This is a genomic window from Flavobacterium cyclinae (assembly GCF_021172145.1).
GTDB lineage: Bacteria > Bacteroidota > Bacteroidia > Flavobacteriales > Flavobacteriaceae > Flavobacterium > Flavobacterium cyclinae.
Map to the genome: position 1 here is coordinate 828,551 of NZ_CP089095.1, position 20,129 is coordinate 848,679.

The 20,129-nt window shown below is 32.1% G+C and carries 18 protein-coding genes; 7 read left to right on the top strand and 11 right to left on the bottom strand.

Going from position 1 to position 20,129, the window contains the following annotated elements; all coding sequences use genetic code 11:
* Positions 1-17: 17 nt before the first annotated feature.
* On the top strand, positions 18-965 hold the full coding sequence (locus LOS86_RS03900; protein WP_231843328.1) for a DUF2279 domain-containing protein: 948 nt from the start codon (positions 18-20) through the stop codon (positions 963-965).
* Positions 966-1,060: 95 nt separating this feature from the next.
* Positions 1,061-1,705, top strand: a complete 645-nt coding sequence (locus LOS86_RS03905) for a peptidoglycan-binding protein LysM (RefSeq protein WP_231843329.1) — start codon at positions 1,061-1,063, stop codon at positions 1,703-1,705.
* A 2-nt stretch (positions 1,706-1,707) separates the two neighbouring features.
* Here LOS86_RS03905 and LOS86_RS03910 read toward each other — a convergent pair whose 3' ends face one another.
* From LOS86_RS03910 to dnaA, 3 genes are read right to left on the bottom strand one after another with little or no spacing between them, the layout of a single operon-like run.
* The gene (locus LOS86_RS03910; RefSeq protein ID WP_231843330.1) at positions 1,708-2,442 is read right to left on the bottom strand and encodes an SAM-dependent methyltransferase; all 735 of its coding nucleotides are present in this window, start codon (positions 2,440-2,442) and stop codon (positions 1,708-1,710) included.
* Positions 2,443-2,446: 4 nt separating this feature from the next.
* The gene (locus LOS86_RS03915) at positions 2,447-2,902 is read right to left on the bottom strand and encodes a low molecular weight protein-tyrosine-phosphatase (RefSeq protein ID WP_231843331.1); all 456 of its coding nucleotides are present in this window, start codon (positions 2,900-2,902) and stop codon (positions 2,447-2,449) included.
* A 3-nt stretch (positions 2,903-2,905) separates the two neighbouring features.
* Positions 2,906-4,333, bottom strand: a complete 1,428-nt coding sequence (dnaA, locus tag LOS86_RS03920; RefSeq protein WP_231843332.1) for a chromosomal replication initiator protein DnaA — start codon at positions 4,331-4,333, stop codon at positions 2,906-2,908.
* A 203-nt stretch (positions 4,334-4,536) separates the two neighbouring features.
* On the opposite strand from dnaA, the gene LOS86_RS03925 reads away from it, so the two are divergent.
* Positions 4,537-4,947: an acyl-CoA thioesterase gene (locus LOS86_RS03925; RefSeq protein ID WP_231843333.1), complete on the top strand. Its 411-nt coding sequence runs from the start codon at positions 4,537-4,539 to the stop codon at positions 4,945-4,947.
* Here the strand turns inward: LOS86_RS03925 and LOS86_RS03930 are convergent.
* The 4 genes from LOS86_RS03930 to ribD are packed head-to-tail and all read right to left on the bottom strand — an operon-like array spanning position 4,944 to position 8,065.
* The gene (locus LOS86_RS03930; protein ID WP_231843334.1) at positions 4,944-5,558 is read right to left on the bottom strand and encodes an IMPACT family protein; all 615 of its coding nucleotides are present in this window, start codon (positions 5,556-5,558) and stop codon (positions 4,944-4,946) included. The genes LOS86_RS03925 and LOS86_RS03930 overlap by 4 nt on opposite strands.
* A gap of 1 nt (position 5,559) precedes the next feature.
* The gene (locus LOS86_RS03935; protein WP_231843335.1) at positions 5,560-6,420 is read right to left on the bottom strand and encodes an EamA family transporter; all 861 of its coding nucleotides are present in this window, start codon (positions 6,418-6,420) and stop codon (positions 5,560-5,562) included.
* A gap of 3 nt (positions 6,421-6,423) precedes the next feature.
* Positions 6,424-7,029 carry an HAD family hydrolase gene (locus tag LOS86_RS03940; protein WP_231843336.1) on the bottom strand — a complete coding sequence of 202 codons (606 nt, stop codon included), beginning with the start codon at positions 7,027-7,029 and terminating at the stop codon, positions 6,424-6,426.
* Positions 7,022-8,065: a bifunctional diaminohydroxyphosphoribosylaminopyrimidine deaminase/5-amino-6-(5-phosphoribosylamino)uracil reductase RibD gene (ribD, locus tag LOS86_RS03945; RefSeq protein ID WP_231843337.1), complete on the bottom strand. Its 1,044-nt coding sequence runs from the start codon at positions 8,063-8,065 to the stop codon at positions 7,022-7,024. The genes LOS86_RS03940 and ribD overlap by 8 nt, the downstream gene beginning before the upstream one ends.
* A gap of 81 nt (positions 8,066-8,146) precedes the next feature.
* Here ribD and LOS86_RS03950 point away from each other — a divergent pair, with 81 nt between their 5' ends.
* Together LOS86_RS03950 and prmC are read left to right on the top strand one after the other, a co-directional pair.
* On the top strand, positions 8,147-8,641 hold the full coding sequence (locus LOS86_RS03950; protein ID WP_231843338.1) for a GNAT family N-acetyltransferase: 495 nt from the start codon (positions 8,147-8,149) through the stop codon (positions 8,639-8,641).
* Between the two features lie 27 nt (positions 8,642-8,668).
* The gene (gene prmC, locus LOS86_RS03955) at positions 8,669-9,550 is read left to right on the top strand and encodes a peptide chain release factor N(5)-glutamine methyltransferase (protein ID WP_231843339.1); all 882 of its coding nucleotides are present in this window, start codon (positions 8,669-8,671) and stop codon (positions 9,548-9,550) included.
* Between the two features lie 123 nt (positions 9,551-9,673).
* Here prmC and LOS86_RS03960 read toward each other — a convergent pair whose 3' ends face one another.
* Positions 9,674-10,915, bottom strand: coding sequence for an ABC transporter permease (locus LOS86_RS03960; protein ID WP_231843340.1), 1,242 nt, complete (start codon positions 10,913-10,915; stop codon positions 9,674-9,676).
* Positions 10,916-11,159: 244 nt separating this feature from the next.
* On the opposite strand from LOS86_RS03960, the gene hisS reads away from it, so the two are divergent.
* Both hisS and LOS86_RS03970 read left to right on the top strand, forming a co-directional pair.
* Positions 11,160-12,533 (top strand): histidine--tRNA ligase, encoded by a 1,374-nt coding sequence (gene hisS / locus LOS86_RS03965; RefSeq protein WP_231843341.1) that lies wholly within the window; start codon positions 11,160-11,162, stop codon positions 12,531-12,533.
* A gap of 209 nt (positions 12,534-12,742) precedes the next feature.
* Positions 12,743-13,087, top strand: coding sequence for a hypothetical protein (locus LOS86_RS03970; protein WP_231843342.1), 345 nt, complete (start codon positions 12,743-12,745; stop codon positions 13,085-13,087).
* Positions 13,088-13,167: 80 nt separating this feature from the next.
* On the opposite strand, the gene LOS86_RS03975 is transcribed toward LOS86_RS03970, so the two are convergent.
* The 3 genes from LOS86_RS03975 to LOS86_RS03985 form a co-directional block, all read right to left on the bottom strand.
* Entirely contained in the window at positions 13,168-18,084 is a 4,917-nt protein-coding gene (locus tag LOS86_RS03975; RefSeq protein WP_231843343.1) for a DUF8693 domain-containing protein, read from the bottom strand.
* 262 nt (positions 18,085-18,346) lie between these two features.
* On the bottom strand, positions 18,347-19,291 hold the full coding sequence (locus tag LOS86_RS03980) for a tRNA dihydrouridine synthase (protein WP_231843344.1): 945 nt from the start codon (positions 19,289-19,291) through the stop codon (positions 18,347-18,349).
* A gap of 30 nt (positions 19,292-19,321) precedes the next feature.
* Positions 19,322-20,005 (bottom strand): carboxylesterase family protein, encoded by a 684-nt coding sequence (locus LOS86_RS03985; protein WP_231843345.1) that lies wholly within the window; start codon positions 20,003-20,005, stop codon positions 19,322-19,324.
* Positions 20,006-20,129 lie beyond the last annotated feature (124 nt).

The window sequence follows — 20,129 nt, forward strand, 5'->3', positions numbered from 1 at the left end:
TTGAAATTTTAATACTAATGAAACTTTTTCGGTTCAAATCAAATTTTAAATGTTGGTTGTTTATAAGAAATAAATTCTTATTGATTCTTTTTGGATCTTTATTTTCTCAAGCACAATCGGATATCAATACCTTCTTAAAACCTTCTGATACTTTAAATAAGGCTAGAAGGACTGGAGTTTATGTAGGTGAATCTATTGCTTTGGGAGCTACTTTAATTGGTTTGAATCAAATTTGGTACAAAGATTATCCGCAAACTAATTTTCATTTTATAAATGATAACAACCAATGGATGCAAATGGACAAATTAGGTCATATGTATTCCACATATCATATTGGAAGAGTAGGGGCAGAAATGCTGGCTTGGAGCGGTGCACCAAGGAAAGAGCAATTAATTTATGGTTCAACACTAGGTTTAGGTTTTTTAACAATAGTTGAGGTTTTTGATGGGTATTCACAAGAATGGGGTGCTTCCTCTGGAGATATTATTGCTAATTTTTCAGGGACTGCTTTATATGTTTCTCAAGAATTACTTTGGAAAGAACAACGTATAATTCCAAAGTTTTCATTTCATCAAACAAGTTTTGCTGCAAATAGGCCAGAAACACTTGGGTCATCGTTCAACGAACAAATTTTAAAAGATTATAACGGTCAAACCTATTGGTTTTCGTTTAATATTCATTCATTTACAAAAGATTCGTTTTTTCCCAAATGGTTAAATTTAGCAATTGGTTATGGTGCTGATGGTATGCTTTATGGAGATGAAACGGAAGCTTTTGCTAATGCTATTTATCAAAATTCTTATCGACAATTTTATTTAAGTTTTGATGTAGACTTAACGAAAATTAGTACAAAATCTCATTTTTTGAAGACTTTATTTTCTGTTTTTAACACAATAAAAATTCCGGCACCAACTTTGCAATACGATGATTATAACGGAGTTAAAGGGCACTTCATGTACTTTTGAAATTATTAACATGCTGTAAATCAATATAATAATTTTTTTTGTATATTTGCGCCGGTAATTTCAGATGGGTGACAGACGCTGAGAAATAACAATTCATGATAAATAAAAGGTCGTATTTTATAGGATTGACACTCCTAGTTTTAATTGTTTCTTCGGGTTTTATAAGCTTTAAAGAAGAAAAAATAGAAGGTTTTCATTTGTCTAATTACGAAGGGATTAAATACCACGTGCCAAATGAATATGAAAGTGAAGAAGAAATTTTGATTAAAGTTCCTCAAGTAGGTAAATCATTTGCTGGGTTTGCTCAAAAAATGGCCTACAAAGAGTCAAGAGGAATACTACATTTGGTTAATCCCTATGGATATATGGGTAAATACCAATTTGGAAGAAGTACACTACGAACTGTAGGTATTTATGATTTTCAAGAGTTTTTACGTAATGCTAAATGGCAAGATGAGGCTTTTAAAGCTTTAATTGCAAGAAATAAATGGGAATTACGTAAAGAAATTCCAAAATATACAGGGAGAGTAATTAATGGTGTAGAAATTACAGAATCAGGATTAATAGCTGCTGCTCACTTAGGAGGTGCAAGTTCAGTAAAAAAATACTTGAGAAGTAATGGTCGTAGTGGATTCAAAGATGGATTTGGAACATCATTATCAAGCTACATCAGAAAATTTTCAAATTACGATATTTCGCACATCAAAGCAGATGCAAATGCTAAAGTAGATTTAGAGTAATTTTATACTTTATGGATTATAAAAATACTAGGTCGGTTATGTAAATCGGCCTTTTCTTTTTTCCATTGATTTACAGTTTTGGTTTTGATGAATTCGGTAGGTAATGTAATATCACAAGCCACACATAAAAGTGTATTAGGTTGTAATATTTGTAATAAATCTTCCATCAATTTATTATTTCTATAAGGCGTTTCAATAAACAATTGGGATTGATTTTTATCTTGAGACAAACGTTCGAAATTTTTCAAAGCTTGTTTTTTATCGTTTTTGTCGATAGGTAAATAACCGTTAAAAGCAAAACTTTGTCCATTCATACCGCTTGCCATTAGTGCTAATAAAATAGAACTAGGTCCCACCAATGGTACTACTTGAATACCTTTTTCATGAGCCAGTTTTACAATAACAGCACCTGGGTCTGCAACTCCTGGACAGCCAGATTCACTCATTAATCCAATGTTTTTACCATTTAATAAAGGTTGGATAAACTCGTTATGTTCAGAAAAATCAGTGTGTTTATTAAGAACCGAAATCTTTAACTCGGGTTGTTTTTTTTCGGGATGAATGCTTTTGATGAATTTTCGAGCTGTTTTTTCGTTTTCAACAATATAATAATCTACGAAATCGATGGTTCTTTTTATGGTTTGTGGCAAAACATCTTCAGGTGCTACTGTTGTTTCTCCTGGATTAGATAAAGTAATTGGAATTAAATACAGTTTGCCTAAAGAAGTTGATTTCATGATATTATCGGTTAAGGTTTCTTGCAATTTCCTCACAAGCTTGGTCTAACATGTCAAAAACGTTTTCAAATCCATCTTGACCACCATAATAAGGGTCTGGAACATCGACGTTTTCATTTGGAAAAATTTCGTTTAAAATGAGCTTGACCTTTGATTTTGCTTCTTCATTTGGAGCTAAAGCCAAAACATCCTTGTAATTAGAATTATCCATTACAAAAATATGGTCAAAAGTGTCAAAATCACTTCTTTTAAATTGTCTAGCTCTTTGATTGGTGATATCTAATCCTCTACTTTTAGCAGTTGAAATCGAACGTTTATCGGGTAATTCGCCTGCATGCCAACCACCAGTTCCGGCAGAATCTACAATAAAATCGTTAGAAAGTTTAGAGCGCATGATACCTTCTGCCAAAGGAGAACGGCAAATATTTCCTAAGCAAACCATTAAGATTTTTGTAGCCATGAATTATAGCGATAACTTCTTGTTGATATCGTCAACAAATTTACGGAATTGTTTGTCAGTAGTTACTAAGTTGTCAACTGTTTTGCAAGCATGTAATACCGTTGCGTGGTCTCTGTCTCCAATTTGCGAGCCAATGTTAGCCAAAGAAGCTTTTGTAAATTTCTTAGCGAAGAACATGGCTAATTGTCTAGCTTGTACTACGTGACGTTTTCTAGTTTTAGACTGTAACGTTTCAACATCCAATTGGAAATAATCCGAAACTATTTTCTGGATATAATCAATTGAAATTTCACGTTTTACGTTTTTAACGAATTTCTCAACTACTTGTTTTGCTAAATCAATAGTAACTTCACGTTTATTGAAAGAAGATTGAGCAATCAAAGAAATGATAGCGCCTTCTAATTCACGAACATTAGTTTTAATGTTTTTAGCTACATATTCAATAATTTCATCTGGCATTTCTACTCCGTCACGGAATAAAATGTTTTTCAAAATTGAAATACGCGTTTCATAGTCAGGTTGGTGTAATTCTGCTGATAATCCCCATTTGAAACGAGATAGTAAGCGTTGCTCAATATCTTGCATATCAACAGGAGCTTTGTCAGAAGTTAGAATTACTTGTTTTCCGTTTTGGTGTAAATGATTGAAGATGTGGAAAAATACATCTTGTGTTCCTGATTTACCTGATAAGAATTGAACGTCGTCAATAATCAAAACATCAATTAATTGATAGAAATGAATAAAGTCGTTACGTGTGTTTTTCTTAACGGAATCAATATATTGTTGGGTGAATATTTCAGCCGAAATATACAACACGGTTTTTTCTGGATATTTATCTTTGATTTCAACCCCAATAGCATGAGCTAAATGCGTTTTTCCTAATCCAACACCACCAAAAATTAATAATGGATTGAAAGAGGTTCCGCCTGGTTTATTAGCTACTGCCATACCTGCGCTTCTTGCTAAACGATTTGAATCTCCTTCAAGGAAATTGTCAAAGCTGTAATTAGCATTTAATTGCGATTCGATTTTTAAATTTCGAATTCCAGGGATAATAAATGGGTTTTTTAATTCTGGATTTTTGTTCACAATTGGTACGTCAACTTCTTGAGGTTTTACCGCTGTTCTGTTGTAACTTGGTATTTGCTCAGTAAATGGAAGTTTATTACCATAAGTGTTTTCCATTTTAATTTTATACAATAACTTTGCACTTGGTCCAAGTTCTTTAGTTAAAGCAACTTTTAATAATTTCACATAGTGTTCTTCTAGCCATTCGTAGAAGAATTTACTTGGAACTTGAATTGATAATGCATTATCTTTTAACTCCACAGATTGTATGGGTTCAAACCAAGTTTTATAAGCTTGATCTTGAATGTTGTCTTTTATGAAAGACAGACAGTTATTCCATACCGATTGCGCAGTTTTAGTCATGAATTCAATTAATTATTACTAGTTTATTTTAACTTTGTACAGGTTACAAGTTAGTAAAGAATGAATATTCCTTACTTAATGTTTGGGATAGCAAATATGTGAACAATTTTTTTTAAAAAAAATTTTTTTGCTATTGATTTTTTAAAAAAAAAATTGTAAAGCTATTTCGGGTTTAATTAATGTTAATTTAATATAGATTTAATATGAGAGAATATCAATTTCAAGTTCGTGTGCGATATGCTGAAACGGATCAAATGGGAGTGGTTTATCATGGTAATTATGCACAGTATTTTGAGATGGGACGCGTGGAATGGCTAAGAAATCTAGGGGTTTCTTATAAATGGATGGAAGAAAACGGTGTTATGCTTCCGGTAGTTTCGTTAACAATGAATTATAAGAAACCGGCTCGTTATGATGATTTGTTAACCGTTAAGACAATATTAAAAAGTCAGACTTCTGTGAAGATAGAATTTGACTACGAAATCTATAATGAAGCTAATGAGTTATTAACAACAGGTTACTCCATGTTGGTGTTTGTTGACATGAAATCGGGTCGTCCAATGTTGCCTCCAAGTTATGTTTCAGAGAAGATAAATTCGTTTCTTGAAGTTTAAATTTCGGTTAGTTTAATTTCGTATAAATTTTCAAAAGTGTCCAATAGGTTTTGGACATTTTTTTTTCGAGTCGCAATTTCAATTTCACAATCCATTTCCATTTTTTGAGAAACGATTTGTAGATTTTTTTCCTTAATGATGCGCATCACTTTATTCATGTTGGCATACCCAAAAGAAATGATAAAATGTTTGTCTATTGTGCGCTCTTCAATTTCAGAATTTTCCAATGCCATTTGGGCAGCGATTTTATAGGCAGAAATCAAGCCACCAACACCTAGTTTTACACCTCCAAAATAACGAACTACTACAACCAATACATTAGTAACTTCAAATGACTGAATTTGGCCATAAATAGGTATTCCGGCACTATTATTAGGTTCTCCATCATCATTCGCACGGTATTGAATTTTCTCTGTTCCAATTTGATATGCATAACACCAATGACGCGCTGAAAAATGTTCTTTTCGCAAACGCTCTAAAATTTCCTTGATTTCTTCTTCGGTAGTTACAGGAAAAGCGTAACCAAAGAATTTGCTATTTTTTTTTTTGTATAGTACTTCTTCAGAAACGGTGGCAATGGTTTTATATGTGTCTTTTTCCAGAAAATCCATATTAATAAGTAACTAAATAAAGTGCAAATAAAGCTAATCCAATACCAAAAGCATTTCGGATAGAAATTTGTTCTTTAAAGAAAAGGATGCCTACAAAGGTAGACACAATTACAATAGCAATATTATGAATGGTGAATAATGTAGCACTTTCAAAAGCTTTTGCTTCTAGCATTTTAACTAAAAAATACAATGAAAAATAGTTGGGCAAACCTAATGCGATACCGCCTAAAATATTTCTTCCTGAAAATTTAATTTTTCCTTGTATGCTTAAAAACAACAAAATTAGTAATCCAACAAAGAAAGCACATAAAAAGGTTATGGAAGAAAACAAACTAATTTTATCAGAAGCAACATGGAAGGTTTGCAAATATTTTAAACTAGAATCTATGGTACCGGCACCTATAAAAACCAAAATAGGATAAAGTAGGTTAGTAGCTTTTTGGACTTCTCCTGTTTCTTTTTTTGATGTAAAATATACGGCTACAAGGGCAAGTAGTATTCCTGTAATTTTTATTGCATTTAGTGTTTCATTATATAAAAACACACCTAAAGTAATCGGAATTATTACAGACATTTTAGAAGCCACTGAAGCTACTGAAAGGCCATTTCTTTGTGAAGTTAAGGTGGTAGCATAAAAAGTCGAAATAAAAACAAAACCTAAAAGAATACTTCCTTTAAACCAATTTTCATTCATGATTTCTTGAGGAACCACATCGACTTCTAGAAATAATAGACCTACAAAAAACGCTACAAAATAATTTACAACTAAAGCTTGTAAGGCATCAATATTAAATTTGGCAAATAATTTAATAATAACAAATAAAACAGCATTAAATAAAATGCTCAGTAGGAGGTATATCACGAATTAAAAAAGTATTTTCTTGTCAAACATTTGGGTAACATCGTCTACGCCAGGTTGTAAATTCCAAACTTGTAATCCAAGTTGTGCAGCTACATCTGTATTTTCTTTTTTATCATCAATGAATAAGGTTTTTTTAGGGTTTAAGTTGTGGTTGTTGATTACGTATTTGAAAGCATTTTCATCTGGTTTTCTTAAACCAATTTCATAAGAGAAATATACTTTTTCAAAACAGCTATAAAAATCGCGTGCAAATGTTTGCCCAACTTTATGTTCAAATTTTTCAATATGAGTGCTATCGGTATTACTCAAAAGAAATAAACGATATTTTGATGCTATCTTTTCTAAAAATTCTAAACGGTTTAACGGGAAATCACCTAAAATTGAATTCCATGCGGTTCTAATATCTACTAAATCTACATTAGGTAAATGCTTTTGAAAACCTTGCATGAATTCAAGTTCGTCAATTTTTCCAATTTCATATTGTTTGTTTAAAGCATCTAAATCGTCATGCCAAGCTGTTAAGCCTAGTTTTCTAAATTCTGTATCGATTGCTTTCTTGTTTAAATCGATAAAAACATCACCAAAATCAAAAATAATTGCTTCAATCATAATTCTTGAAAATATTAAGTTCATCATTCATTATGTCAAAACCAGCAACCGGATTTCCGGAAATGTTAGGGGCTAAAATGCCGTTTTGAAATGTTGTATTCCCTTTAAAAACTCGTGCTTCATCCCATAAATTGGCATCTATAAAGGATTGCAGTGTTTTACTTCCACCTTCGATAATTACAGATTGTATTCCATGTTTATACAATATATTACCTATCGATGTGACAAGGTTGGTATCAAAGGTAGCATTTTCATAGATACAATTTTCAGTTGAATTAAAAATTTCACTTTCTGTAATAAAAATTGTTTTTTGGGAATTATTTTTAACGTGATAGTTTTCAGAAATTTTTCCCGATTTATCTAACACAATTCGAACTGGGTTATTGCCTGAAAAATCGCGTGTATCCAATTTTGGATTGTCGTCTAAAACAGTATTCGTTCCTACTAAAATCGCTTGTTCTTCCGCACGCCATCTGTGAACCAATTGTCTTGAGTATTGATTTGTAATCCAAACGGGACTTTTTTCTTCTTTCGAAATTGGAGCAATAAATCCATCAGCTGTTTCTGCCCATTTCAAAATAATGTAAGGTCTTTTCTTTTGATGAAAAGTAAAAAAACGTTTATTGAGTTCGTTACATTCTTCTTCTAAAATACCAACGGTTACATTTTTGCCACTTTCAACCAATTTTTTAATCCCGTTTCCAGCCACTTTTGCAAAAGGGTCAACAGTTCCAACTACAACATTCGGAATTTCATTTGCAATGATTAAATCGCAACAAGGAGGCGTTTTTCCGAAGTGACTGCACGGTTCTAAACTAACATAAATCGTAGCTTCTTTTAATAACGATTTGTCTTTTACCGAATTCACCGCATTAACTTCAGCATGAGGTTCGCCTGCTTTTTTGTGCCAACCTTCTCCTATAATTTTACCTTCGTGCACAATCACACTTCCCACCAACGGATTAGGATAGGTTGTTCCCAAACCATTTTTGGCAAGTTCAATACAGCGTTTCATGTAAAATTCGTGCGTCGTCATAATACAAAAGTAGTATTTTTAAGATAGAATTAATAATCGATTCTTCCAATTTACGTACTTTTACCCAACAATATAAATGCTATGCTAATTAGAGAAATTCAACAAAAAGATAATGCCTCGATTGCTAAAGTAATTCGCGATATTTTTCACGAACTCGATGCGCCAAAAGTCGGAACAGCATATGCCGACCCAATTTTAGATACGTTATACGAAGTCTATCAAGAACCGCGTTCTATCTATTATATTGTGGAAAAAGATGGGAAAGTGGTTGGTGGTTGCGGTGTAGCTCCTTTAGAGATGCTGAAACCAGTTCAGCATGACACCATTAAAGTATGTGAGTTGCAAAAAATGTATTTTGCTCCTGAAATTAGAGGAACAGGTTATGCGGAGAAAATTATTGAAAAGTGTTTGGAATTTGCAAAAAAAGAAGGATTCGAATTATGTTATTTGGAAACCTTATCTTTTATGACAACCGCACAAAAATTGTACAAAAGGATCGGTTTTGAAAATATCGATGGACCAATGGGAAATACCGGTCATAATAGTTGTGAAGTTTGGATGACGAAGAAGTTGTAGAATTATGAATTAAGAACAAATTAGCTTATGCTACTAAAACAATATAAAACCCACTTTTTCGATTCGTTACAAGGTATTCAAGATGAACAAGAAATCGAAAGTTTCTTTTTCATTCTAACCGAATATTTGCATAATTTGAAACGAGTGGATGTCGCTTTGAATCCCAATTTTGAACTTTCAGAAGATGATGTTGAAAAATGGAATGTAATTTTAGCTGAATTACAACTAGAAAAACCCATTCAGTACATCACAGGAGAAGCTTGGTTTTTCGGATTACGTTTTGAAGTCAATGAAAACACCTTAATTCCAAGACCAGAAACGGAAGAATTGGTAGATTGGATTTTGAGTTCATCCATCACCCAACACCCAACACCCCTAACCATTCTTGATATCGGAACAGGTTCTGGATGTATTCCAATTTCATTAAAAGCAAATTTACCTCAAGCAAACGTTTCAGCAATTGACGTTTCCGAAAAAGCGTTAGAAGTTGCTAAAAGAAACGCCACTTCAAATAAAGTCGAAATCAATTTCATTCAAACCAACATATTAGAAGTGGAAGATTTATCTCAACTTCCATCAACTATTACCGATTACCAATCACCTTACAATATCATCGTATCCAATCCTCCCTACGTTCGTAATTTGGAAAAAGAAGAAATCAAGAAAAATGTCTTGGATTATGAACCGCATTTGGCTTTGTTTGTAGAAGATACTGATGCCTTACTTTTTTATAGAAAAATTGCGCAATTGGCTTTGAGAAACTTGTCGCCAAACGGATTGTTATTCTTCGAAATCAATCAATATTTAGGGAAAGAAATGGTTGAATTACTTGAAAATCTAGGATTTAAAAATATCGAATTGAAAAAAGATATGTATGGTAATGATCGAATGATTAAGTGTAAAAAGTAAAAATTAAAAATTAAAAAGTAAAAAGTAAAAAGTAAAAAGTAAAAAGTAAAAAGTAAAAAGTAAAAAGTAAAAAGTAAAAAGTAATTTTGCACTAATCACTAATCACTAATCACTAATCACTAATTACTCATATCGCAACGCTTCCACAGGATCTAATTTTGATGCTTTAATCGCAGGATATAATCCAGAAACAATGGTAACTATGAATGTTGTAATAAAAGCCGCAATAATCGCCATCCAAGGAATTACAAAGGAAAAACCAAAGCTAAAAGCAATTACTGAACCAAGTAAAATCCCAAAAATTATTCCTAAAACTCCTCCTATTTGGCTAATAACAAAAGTTTCTGTGAAAAATTGAAATGCAATTGTACTTCTTTTAGCACCTAACGATTTTCTTACACCAATTTCTCTAGTTCTTTCTGTTACAGAAACCAGCATAATGTTCATTAAAGCAATAGTAGAGCCAAACACAGTAATTGCGCCAATTATAACTGCTATCCAATTAATTACTGCAATGTTTGAACCTAATGTTTGAATTAAATCATCACTACGCTCAATTCCGAAATTGTTTTTTTCAACCGGATTTAACTTTCTAACTCTGCGCATAGTTATGGTAGCATCATCAACAGCTTCATCAAGAAGTGCTTCATTATTTACTTTAATATCTAAATCATAATTTATGCTAGGAGCAGAAAATAATGATCTAGCAATTTGAGTAGGAATCAAAACTCGTAAATCTTGACTGTTTCCAAAAGTAGAACCTTTTTCTTTTAATACTCCAATTACTTTAAATTTGGCACCTCGAATTGAAATAGTTTTATCTATAGGATTGATATTTTCAAACAAGCCTTTTTCAAAATCCGAACCTAAAACACAAACATAATTATTGTTTGAAATATCAAACGAATTAAAATTTCGTCCTTTAACGACTTCTAATCCTTTATTGGGACAATAATTTTCATCAACACCTAAAACTGAAATTTCAGGATCTGTTTTCTTTTCGCCATATTTTACTTCGATTGCAGAACCTGCTGTAAAAGACAAAGATGTTGTGGTAAAAGGAAAATTAAATTTGTCTTGAAAGGATTTAGCTTCAGGATAACTGATGATAGGATTGATACGTTGCTCAGTATCATTTTGATTGATTTCAGAAGAAAAATCATATCTACTGATAGAAAAAGTATTGGCTCCCATAGAAGCAAAATTCCCAAATAAATTATTTTCTAGGGCTTTTGTTAGAGTTAATATACCAACTAAAAAAGTTATTCCCAAAGTAATAATCATTACGGTTAATGCTGTACGCAAAGCCTGACTTCTAATAGAGTCAAGCGCAATTTTTGTATTTTCCTTAAATAATCCTACCATGACTATAAGACTAAATAGTTTATTATTTGTTACATATTTAAAGTAAGAAATTTGTCAGTTCGAGCGAAGTCGAGAACTTTTTAATGAACGAATCTCGACTTCGCTCGATTTGACAATCATAAAACAGCAACTTCAATTTTTGAAATGTTTGATTTGATTTTTTATACTGCCGAATATGTTCGATATTTGCACTACTAAAATTAGAATTGTCTTATTGACACATTTTCATTGACACATTAAAAAAATGGCACAAAAACCAAGTATACCAAAAGGAACCCGAGATTTTTCACCAGCAGAAGTGGCGAAACGCAATTATATTTTCAGTACGATAAAAACCAATTTCGAAAAATTTGGCTTTCAACCTATTGAAACACCTTCGTTTGAAAATTCTGAAACCTTAATGGGAAAGTATGGGGAAGAAGGTGATCGTTTGATTTTTAAGATTTTGAATTCGGGAGATTACTTGGATAAAGTTCCAATGGAAGAACTACAAACCATAAACTACAAACAATTAACTTCTAAAATTTCCGAAAAAGCACTTCGTTACGATTTAACTGTTCCTTTTGCGCGTTATGTGGTGCAACACCAAAACGAAATTGAGTTTCCGTTTAAGCGTTACCAAATTCAACCGGTTTGGCGTGCCGATAGACCTCAAAAAGGGCGTTTTAGAGAGTTTTATCAATGCGATGCGGATGTGGTGGGTTCGAATTCGCTTTGGCAAGAAGTGGAGTTGGTGCAATTGTATGACTCGGTTTTTAGTCAGTTAGGTTTAGGTGGCGTTACTATTAAAATTAACAATCGCAAAATATTATCTGGAATAGCTGAGGTAATTGGCGCTTCGGATAAATTGATTGATTTTACAGTAGCTTTAGATAAATTAGACAAGATAGGAGAGGACGGCGTGAAAAAAGAAATGTTAGAAAAAGGCATTTCGGAAACTGCGATTGAAAAAGTACAACCGTTGTTCAATTTCACTGGAACCATCAACGAAAAAATAGAAAAATTAGCGAATTTATTAGCCAATTCTGAAGAAGGAATGAAAGGGGTTAACGAGTTGCAATTTATTTGTGATAACGTTACGACTTTAGGTTTACAAACCGCTTTCTTGGATTTAGATGTTACGTTAGCACGTGGTTTGAATTATTACACGGGTGCTATTTTTGAAGTCGCTGCTCCAAAAGGTGTCGCAATGGGTTCCATTGGTGGCGGTGGTCGTTATGATGATTTGACGGGGATTTTCGGATTGAAAAATATGTCAGGTGTAGGGATTTCATTTGGTTTAGACCGAATTGCTTTGGTAATGGAAGAAGTTGGTTTGTTTCCAGAAGCCGTTTTAGCGACATCAAAAGCCTTGTTCTTAAACTTTGGCGATAAAGAAGCTTTGTATGCTATGAAAGCTATTAGAAAATTACGTCAAAAAGGAATCAAAGTTGAGTTATATCCTGATAAAGCAAAAATTGATAAGCAATTCAAACACGCTGATAGAAGAGGAATTCCATTTGCAATAATTGTAGGAGAAACAGAAATGGAACGTGAAGAATTTGGATTGAAAAACTTAACCACTGGCGAACAACAGAAAGTAGACTTTGCAACATTAGTTTCTTTATTAAGTGAATAAATTACACTGAGATTCGTCGAGTTTTTTGTCCCGAAGTTTCGGGATTTGCGTTAAAATTTACACAGAGAAGCTCTGAGTTTTTTTAATAAGGATTGTGCTGATTAGAGCTACACAGAGCGTTTCACTTATTTTGAGCTTGAATTTGTAATTATTTTTGAACTTGAACTTGAATTTGATTTTTGCCCTTGAACTTGTAATTGATTTTTGATATGGTAGACGACGAAGCTAAAAAAGTAATTTGGTCCCTTCAGAACAATAAACGTACTGAAGCAGAACGAAATGTATTTGCTCCAACAGGTAAAAAACCGATGAATAAAAATCTGGTTTATATTTTGTCGGCTATCGGAATTACTTTTTTGATGAGTTTTGCTTTGTCTTTATTTTCTAAAGAAACTACTCAATTTTGTTTTTTGATTGATAATTACTGCTTCAATTCAACTGAAAATCCAATTGTCTATACATTTTATATTTTCATGAATATTTGGATTATGATTCTTGGAATTGGAATAGCTTATTTAATTGGAAAAAAACTAGGAGATTATTTTAAAATATAATTAGTTATTATAGTAATAAACAAACGGATACTTTTAAAAAAGCATCCGTTTATAGAGTAGTAGAAAATTGTAGTTGTACACTACCTAACAATAATTTTTTGATTTATATATTTATTATCATTAGTTTTTATTTTGACAATATAAACTCCTCGTTCTAAATTTTTAGTTGGAATTTTAATATTGAGTTCGTTGCTGTTGATTTTCCATTGACTTACTTTTTGTCCTAATAATGAATATAGAGTAGCACCTTCAATTTCTAAAGTGAGGTTATTAATTATTTCGATTACTTCATTTGTAGCATTGAAATATACTAATGTATTTAACATGTTATTGTCAGCTTCGCTTAATGTTTCAGTTGCAAATCGTAATGAGAATCTATTTGTAATTTCTCCTGGAGGAATAATGATACTGATATTAGATTCTCTTAAATTATAATAATTTCCGGTTTCATTATCGTGAATATAAATTGGTTGAATGGCATCAAAGTTTTCTAAACCGTCTAACATGAAATTTACTTCGCCTGTTTGACTTGATATTACAGTTAATGGATAGGAATTGTTACTATTAAAATACCCAACACCTTGAATAACTAATTTGTAAATTCCTGCTTGGAAATAGATGTCGTTTGGTTGAATATCAATAATTTCTGCATCGTATCCTAAATTAAAACTATCATCAGCATGTTCGTTCATAAAGCCAATTAAGAGCTGTCTGTGATAATTTGTGCTTCCTGTATAGCCAAGTCTAATTCTTAAAAAGTTATCGGAATTTTCAACTATATCATTACTGTTGTTTCGGTTAGAATATTGATTTGTAGTTCTAAACATTTCGTTTGAATCAGCATCATCTTCTTTAACGAATTTACGTTGGCTATTTTGATAAATAATCTGACCTCCATTAGAATTTCCTTTTACAAAAAAGCCTTGAGCAACAGGAATATATCTGCCTGGAATTCGAGAACTAGAACCTAATCCGCTTATCAAAGCTGGGGCAACTGGGGGAACACCACCTACTAAATTACGAGTAGCATAGCCACCTTGGTAGCCTGATAAAATATGCGTACTATTTGAAGTGTAGTGTTCCCAAAAATACAATGAGCCTGTAATTGATGATAAATTATCAATTATAAATTCATTTGCATCTAAAGCGGAGCAATAAGGGTTACCTACAAGATTGATGTTATTTACACCAATTTGTAGTGTAGGATGATTAATTAAACCATTATTAGGTTTTCCAGAAAAAACATAGTTTTGAGACAATACCGCAGGTGCAGTTACGATACCACTTCCTTTCATGGTGTAGCCTTGACCTGCTTGTAGTATTGTAGTTTCGGTTATTTGTTGCCAATTCGCATATTCTGAAGTTAAATTAGTGAATTTATAGAGCCAATATCTTGCTAATCGCATTGGATTAGCAGCTCCATTTAATCCTGTTATCCAACTAATTGATTGAGGTGATGCTGGATTTGTACCATCTTTTAAAACATTTCCAACGGTATATCCAGTATTGTTTTTGGTTGAACTTACAACAGAACTTACTGGAGAAGACCAATAATTATAATTATATAAATTACCTGTTCCTTTTTGATCTTTTTCTATACTACCAATGCTCATCGGATCTAAATCACTTTCATCGGTTTGAAGTAATTGTGAATAGTCAACTAAATCGATTTTACCATCAAGTCTTAAATACCAATCATTTTGAAGTTTTGTATCATTAATTACATCGATTTTAGCACTAACATCTACAATCATTCCTAAATCAATGTGATTTGCATCAGAAATAATATCGTGATTTACTTGTATTATAGACCAATCGTAATCCTCAACATCCATACCTCTAATCTCTTTTATAATTGAATTAGCGGCTGTGGCAAAATCACCAGATTGTTCTGTAATAAATGGCATAGGTGCTTCTTGAGGAGCAATAGTTTTTACATTATAAATCCTTGCGCCTGGTGTTGTGTCTATAGTTGTAGTAGTATGGTTGTCAATGATATCGTCTTTATAATTGTCCATTTTAAAGTAACGAATAAGATTTGCCCAAGGAAGACTTGGAATGTCTTTTGGAATAATAGCTCCTCGAGTTTGACTACTATTATTTTCAATTTCTTGATACACCATTTTTTGAAATTGCGAATCTGTTAATGCAATATCAAACAAACGTACTTCATCAATTTTGCCTTTAAAAAATTCTGTGTCTGAAATTGCATTTTTTCCGATGGTAAAAAGAGATGTGTCGGAAATAGTACCTGTTACAGCATCACTATTAACCATTTCTCCATTAATATATAATTTAAGAATTTCGTTAGTACCATCATAAACTGCTCCCACATGAATCCATTGTGCAGTACTTAATACGGAATCACTAGTTAAAGTAACCCCATTAGCATTGATTTCAACTTTTTTAGAATTTGTAATTTTAATGTTAAAATCATTTTGTCCTACAATCATTCCTTCTGAAGTAAAAGCATCATTAATATTAATCCAAGCCATTAATGAAGCGTTTCCCCAATTGTTGATAATATTGGCATCAGTAGCAAAATCATTTCTACCATCAAAAGTTAGTAATAATTTACGTTCTAAATCTCTTGGTGAACCAAAAATACTATTGTTGGTGTCAAAAGCATCTAGTATTCCATCGCCATCAGTATCGGTTATTCCATCAATAATTCCGTCCAAATTTGAATCTAAGTTGGTATAAAGAGTATGAGAAATATCATAAGTAGCGCCATCAGACATAACATCTAAATAATCTGGAATTCCATCTGCATCGGTATCTTTTACATAATAAGTAAAGGGTGCAATATTGGTTCCTTGATTATCATTTCCATACACATTAAAAGCATAATCATATATATCTAAGATTCCGTCTCCAAAACCTTCTATATTTCCGTCTCCATCAGTGTCTTTATTTCTAAAATCTTCTGATTCTGGTCCGTCTCCAGCGCCATCACCATTAATGTCTCCATCTCCATTTTCATAACCAACATAGGCATTACTATTTTCTGCCCAAGATTCATCTACGTCAAAAACACTATCATTATCACTGTCTAAATCTAGGTAGTTTGGAGCGCCATCACCATCAGTATCTGGAATAATATTAGATTCTGCGCTATCGTGCATACCATTAAGGTTGGTATCTAGCCATTGATGCAAATATGCTTTTCCATCAGAAAGATTACCTAAACCTACTTCAACTACATCAGGAATTCCATCGTTGTCTGAATCTAAATCAAAAACATCGGCAATATCATCACCATCTACATCACATAATGTTTGAGAAATTAAAATGTCATCTAAAGCTAAATCATTTCCAGTTCCTCCAGTTTCATTATTAATAAAAATTACATTAAAAGCACTTACATTTAAGTTAATATCCGCAGTAAAGTGAATCCAATCTCCAGCTAAATTGCCTGCTGTAGTAGGAGGAATATCTCCTGTTTCAATAAAGGTTATTAAATTATTACTCATGTCTCTGAATTCTACTCTAACGTTTGGACGTAAACGAGTAGCAATTCCAGGGGCATCTGTTCTGTCTAAGTTAATAACCCAAAAACTATATGTAATAGGAATATTTGGAAGTGCTCCTGTTATAGTTGCTGTGTAAAAAATTCCAGGAGTATAAGAGGCATTAAAAATTGCCATTCTACCATTTGGATTACCAGTATGATCACCTCCTAAGTACCAATAAGTTGGAGCCCATGAAGCAATTTGTGCTGATGAACCAACTGTGTATTTTCCGTCATTTAAATCGGTTAAATTTTGTTTTGGACATTCAGGTGTGTTTATACCAACAGTACCATCTTCAAAACAATAGGTTGTCATTGCATTATAAGTAGTGTTTATTGTGGTTCTAGTTCCGGCTCCAAATGTTTCATGTAAAAATTTGTAATTTATCTTATTACCATTTACTGCATTACAATTTGATTCTTCAATATCGTCTCTAACGCCATCATTGTCATCGTCAATATCAACATTGTCAAAAATTCCATCGCCATCACTATCAAAAAAAGTTTGGATTCCAATACCTTCGATGTCAAATAAATAAGGATTATAATCATCGTTATTGCTTGAAATTGAAACTTGAGCAGTTTTTAATCCTATTGAGCTTGGATTAAACAATATTTTGAAGGTTGTTGCATTGTTTTTAGTGATTGAACTGCTAGGGTCTTGTGAAACCGTAAAATCAGTATCTCCGGTTATTACAATTAGTGGACTTCCGGTTAAATTAATAGTATTTGAACCTGTGTTTTGAATTGTAAATGTTCTTTCTACAGGATCTGTCACAATTTGAGTTTCCCCAAAATTAGTTCCATTGCCTGAATTGGCTGATGAATTATGAGGAACATGATTATTATCTAATCCTAAAACTTCAAAATGATTACCATTCAAATTTCCATGCAGACTAACATTATCAATAAAATAATAGTCTGAAGTGTTATTTTGACCATTGTATTCATCAAAACGTATTTTAACTCTAATTTGGGTATTTCCACTTGGGACTGGAAAAGTATAAGATGAACCAACAGTATTTCCAATACTAACAGGATGCTCAAAAGGGTAAATGTCAGAAGTAGTACTTGATTTACCATCAATTAATTTTATGCTAGTAGTATAACTAGCGCCATCATTGTAAGATATATCAACATATAAATCATCGCGGTCATCGGGCGAACCATTTGATGAAAAATAAATTTTTAGATAAACATCAGAATATAAACTTATATCAATATTATCCAAGGTAATAAAAGGGTCGTCAGGTGTGGCACTGCTAGAACCACCTATTCTCAAAGAGTTAGGAGCTGATACATAAGTACTAGTATTGGTTTGGATAGTACCTGTATTTAATGTAGTGCTATAACCCCAAGTATCTTCTATGGTACTATCGAATCCTTGATACCTAATTAATGTTTGTGCATTATTAATTGTAAAACAGAAAAAAAATAAAATAGCAAGCACTACTTTATGAGTCTGAAGGGTGAATTTTTTTTCCATAATAAACACCTTTTGATAAAGAAATCCATTATTAGAAAAAGAGAGCTTAAAATTTATTACCTTTAGTAATATGTAATATTTTTTGAGTTCATGTTTTATGGAATATAATAATGGGTTTTCTTTACGCTATTAATTAATAGTAAAGTTTTAAATTATTACATTCAATTGAAAGTGGTACGTAATAAGTGTACGTTAAATTTAAATAAATGTTTTTAGATTTTTTTGACTTTTAAAAGAATATAAAATAAAAAATGTTTTGCTTTTAAGGAGTTTTAAAAATTTCTTTAACAGCTGCTTCATAGTTTTTACTGTTGTTCGCTTTTTTAATTTTTTTAAATGTTTTTTGTGGGTTTGAAAAAGATTGTGAAAAATATTCCCAAAAGCCTAACATTTTCATTCGTATAGGTGTTGGTCCTTGTAAATAGGCATCATATTCTCGATAAATTTCATCATGAAAAGCTTCGAAAATTTCAAATCTATTTTTAGGATATTCCGTAGTGTTGTTTTTTATCATAGAGGGTAAAAAGGGGTCGGCAATCAAGCCTCTACCTATCATCCAATGATCAACAGAAGGAAATCGTTCTTGTAATTCTTTAAATTTATTAACAGAAGTAATATCTCCATTATAGTAAATTTTTTGTTTTGAAGTGTCTAAACATTTTTGAAATGAGTCTAAATCTACGCCTCCTTTGTACAATTGTTTTCCTATACGAGCATGAATTGCTATATTTTTAATTGGATATTGTTCTAAAATAGGAAAAACATCTAAAATTTCAGTAGGATTTTCATAGCCCATTCGCATTTTCATTGAAACAATAATATTGGTTTCGTTATGAAGGCGATTTAAAATATGTTCAATTTGAGAAGTATTACTAATTAATCCAGAACCCATTCCACATTTGGCAACCATAGGGTATGGACAACCTAAATTCCAGTTTAATTCTTTATAACCAAACTGTTGAACGTATTTTGCAACGAACAAAAATTCTTCAGCATCGTTAGTAATTATCTGTGGAATAACTTCTAAGGTAGAATTATTTTCGGGAAGAATATCTCGTTCGTAAGATCCTTTAATAACTAATTTTCCATTTAACTTTATGTAAGGAGAATAAAATGTATCAATTCCGCCAAAATATTTATGGAATGCGTTTCTAAAACGAAAATCGGTAAAACCTTGTAAAGGGGAAGATAATAGTGTGATACTCATATAGCAAAGATAGATTAAAGTTGGAAATAACTATCTTTTCTGTTTAAATAACCAGTCATATAATGCATCTTCATGAAAAAGGCGTTCTACATTGCCGTGATTTCCACCTTTGATAATGGTTAAGGTAACATCGGCATTTTCATCGCATTTTTTTATGGCATCTACTACTTTTTTGGATTCTGACATGGGTACAATATAATCCACATCTCCATGTTGAATCCATAGAGGGATTGTTGCTAATTTACAACCATCACTTACATTGCCACCTCCACAAATAGCAACGGCTGCTGTGATTTTATCGGCATGTTTTCCTGCAAAATGTAAAGTGCCATATCCTCCTAAGCTCATACCACAAACATAGATTCTTGATTCGTCTACATTGTAGTTTTTCTTTACATATTCTAAAATCTCTAAGACTTTATCTGGATTCCAACTTCCTTTTGCTAGTTGTGGTGCAACAACTATTGCAGGAATATTTCTTCCTTTATCCATTGCCCTTAGCACTCCATATCGTCTTACTCGATTTAAATCAGTTCCAGATAAGCTTTTTCCATGTAAAAAAATTAATACGGGATGTTTTTCATTTTCTCGGGAATTAGTCGGGATTTTAATCCAAAAAGGGTATTCGGTTTTGTTTTTGATAGCTTTTAATTGTGAAAAACTTAAAGAAGAAACTAATACTAAAAAAACTATAAATAATTGTTTTGTTTTCATTATCAGTGAATTGTGTTAAAAAAATAAAACCCGAAATTTACAAATGTAAAATTTCGGGTTTTCGTAGCGAAGACGGGAGTTGAACCCGTGACCTCAGGGTTATGAATTCGGCAATCAGTAAATT

Coding starts and splice junctions, on each gene's coding strand:
- LOS86_RS03900 (WP_231843328.1), top strand. CDS start 18: ATGAAACTTTTTCGGTTCAAATCAAATTTTAAATGTTGGTTGTTTATA.
- LOS86_RS03905 (WP_231843329.1), top strand. CDS start 1,061: ATGATAAATAAAAGGTCGTATTTTATAGGATTGACACTCCTAGTTTTA.
- LOS86_RS03910 (WP_231843330.1), bottom strand. CDS start 2,442: ATGAAATCAACTTCTTTAGGCAAACTGTATTTAATTCCAATTACTTTA.
- LOS86_RS03915 (WP_231843331.1), bottom strand. CDS start 2,902: ATGGCTACAAAAATCTTAATGGTTTGCTTAGGAAATATTTGCCGTTCT.
- dnaA (WP_231843332.1), bottom strand. CDS start 4,333: ATGACTAAAACTGCGCAATCGGTATGGAATAACTGTCTGTCTTTCATA.
- LOS86_RS03925 (WP_231843333.1), top strand. CDS start 4,537: ATGAGAGAATATCAATTTCAAGTTCGTGTGCGATATGCTGAAACGGAT.
- LOS86_RS03930 (WP_231843334.1), bottom strand. CDS start 5,558: ATGGATTTTCTGGAAAAAGACACATATAAAACCATTGCCACCGTTTCT.
- LOS86_RS03940 (WP_231843336.1), bottom strand. CDS start 7,029: ATGATTGAAGCAATTATTTTTGATTTTGGTGATGTTTTTATCGATTTA.
- ribD (WP_231843337.1), bottom strand. CDS start 8,065: ATGACGACGCACGAATTTTACATGAAACGCTGTATTGAACTTGCCAAA.
- LOS86_RS03950 (WP_231843338.1), top strand. CDS start 8,147: ATGCTAATTAGAGAAATTCAACAAAAAGATAATGCCTCGATTGCTAAA.
- prmC (WP_231843339.1), top strand. CDS start 8,669: ATGCTACTAAAACAATATAAAACCCACTTTTTCGATTCGTTACAAGGT.
- LOS86_RS03960 (WP_231843340.1), bottom strand. CDS start 10,915: ATGGTAGGATTATTTAAGGAAAATACAAAAATTGCGCTTGACTCTATT.
- hisS (WP_231843341.1), top strand. CDS start 11,160: ATGGCACAAAAACCAAGTATACCAAAAGGAACCCGAGATTTTTCACCA.
- LOS86_RS03970 (WP_231843342.1), top strand. CDS start 12,743: ATGGTAGACGACGAAGCTAAAAAAGTAATTTGGTCCCTTCAGAACAAT.
- LOS86_RS03975 (WP_231843343.1), bottom strand. CDS start 18,084: ATGGAAAAAAAATTCACCCTTCAGACTCATAAAGTAGTGCTTGCTATT.
- LOS86_RS03980 (WP_231843344.1), bottom strand. CDS start 19,291: ATGAGTATCACACTATTATCTTCCCCTTTACAAGGTTTTACCGATTTT.
- LOS86_RS03985 (WP_231843345.1), bottom strand. CDS start 20,005: ATGAAAACAAAACAATTATTTATAGTTTTTTTAGTATTAGTTTCTTCT.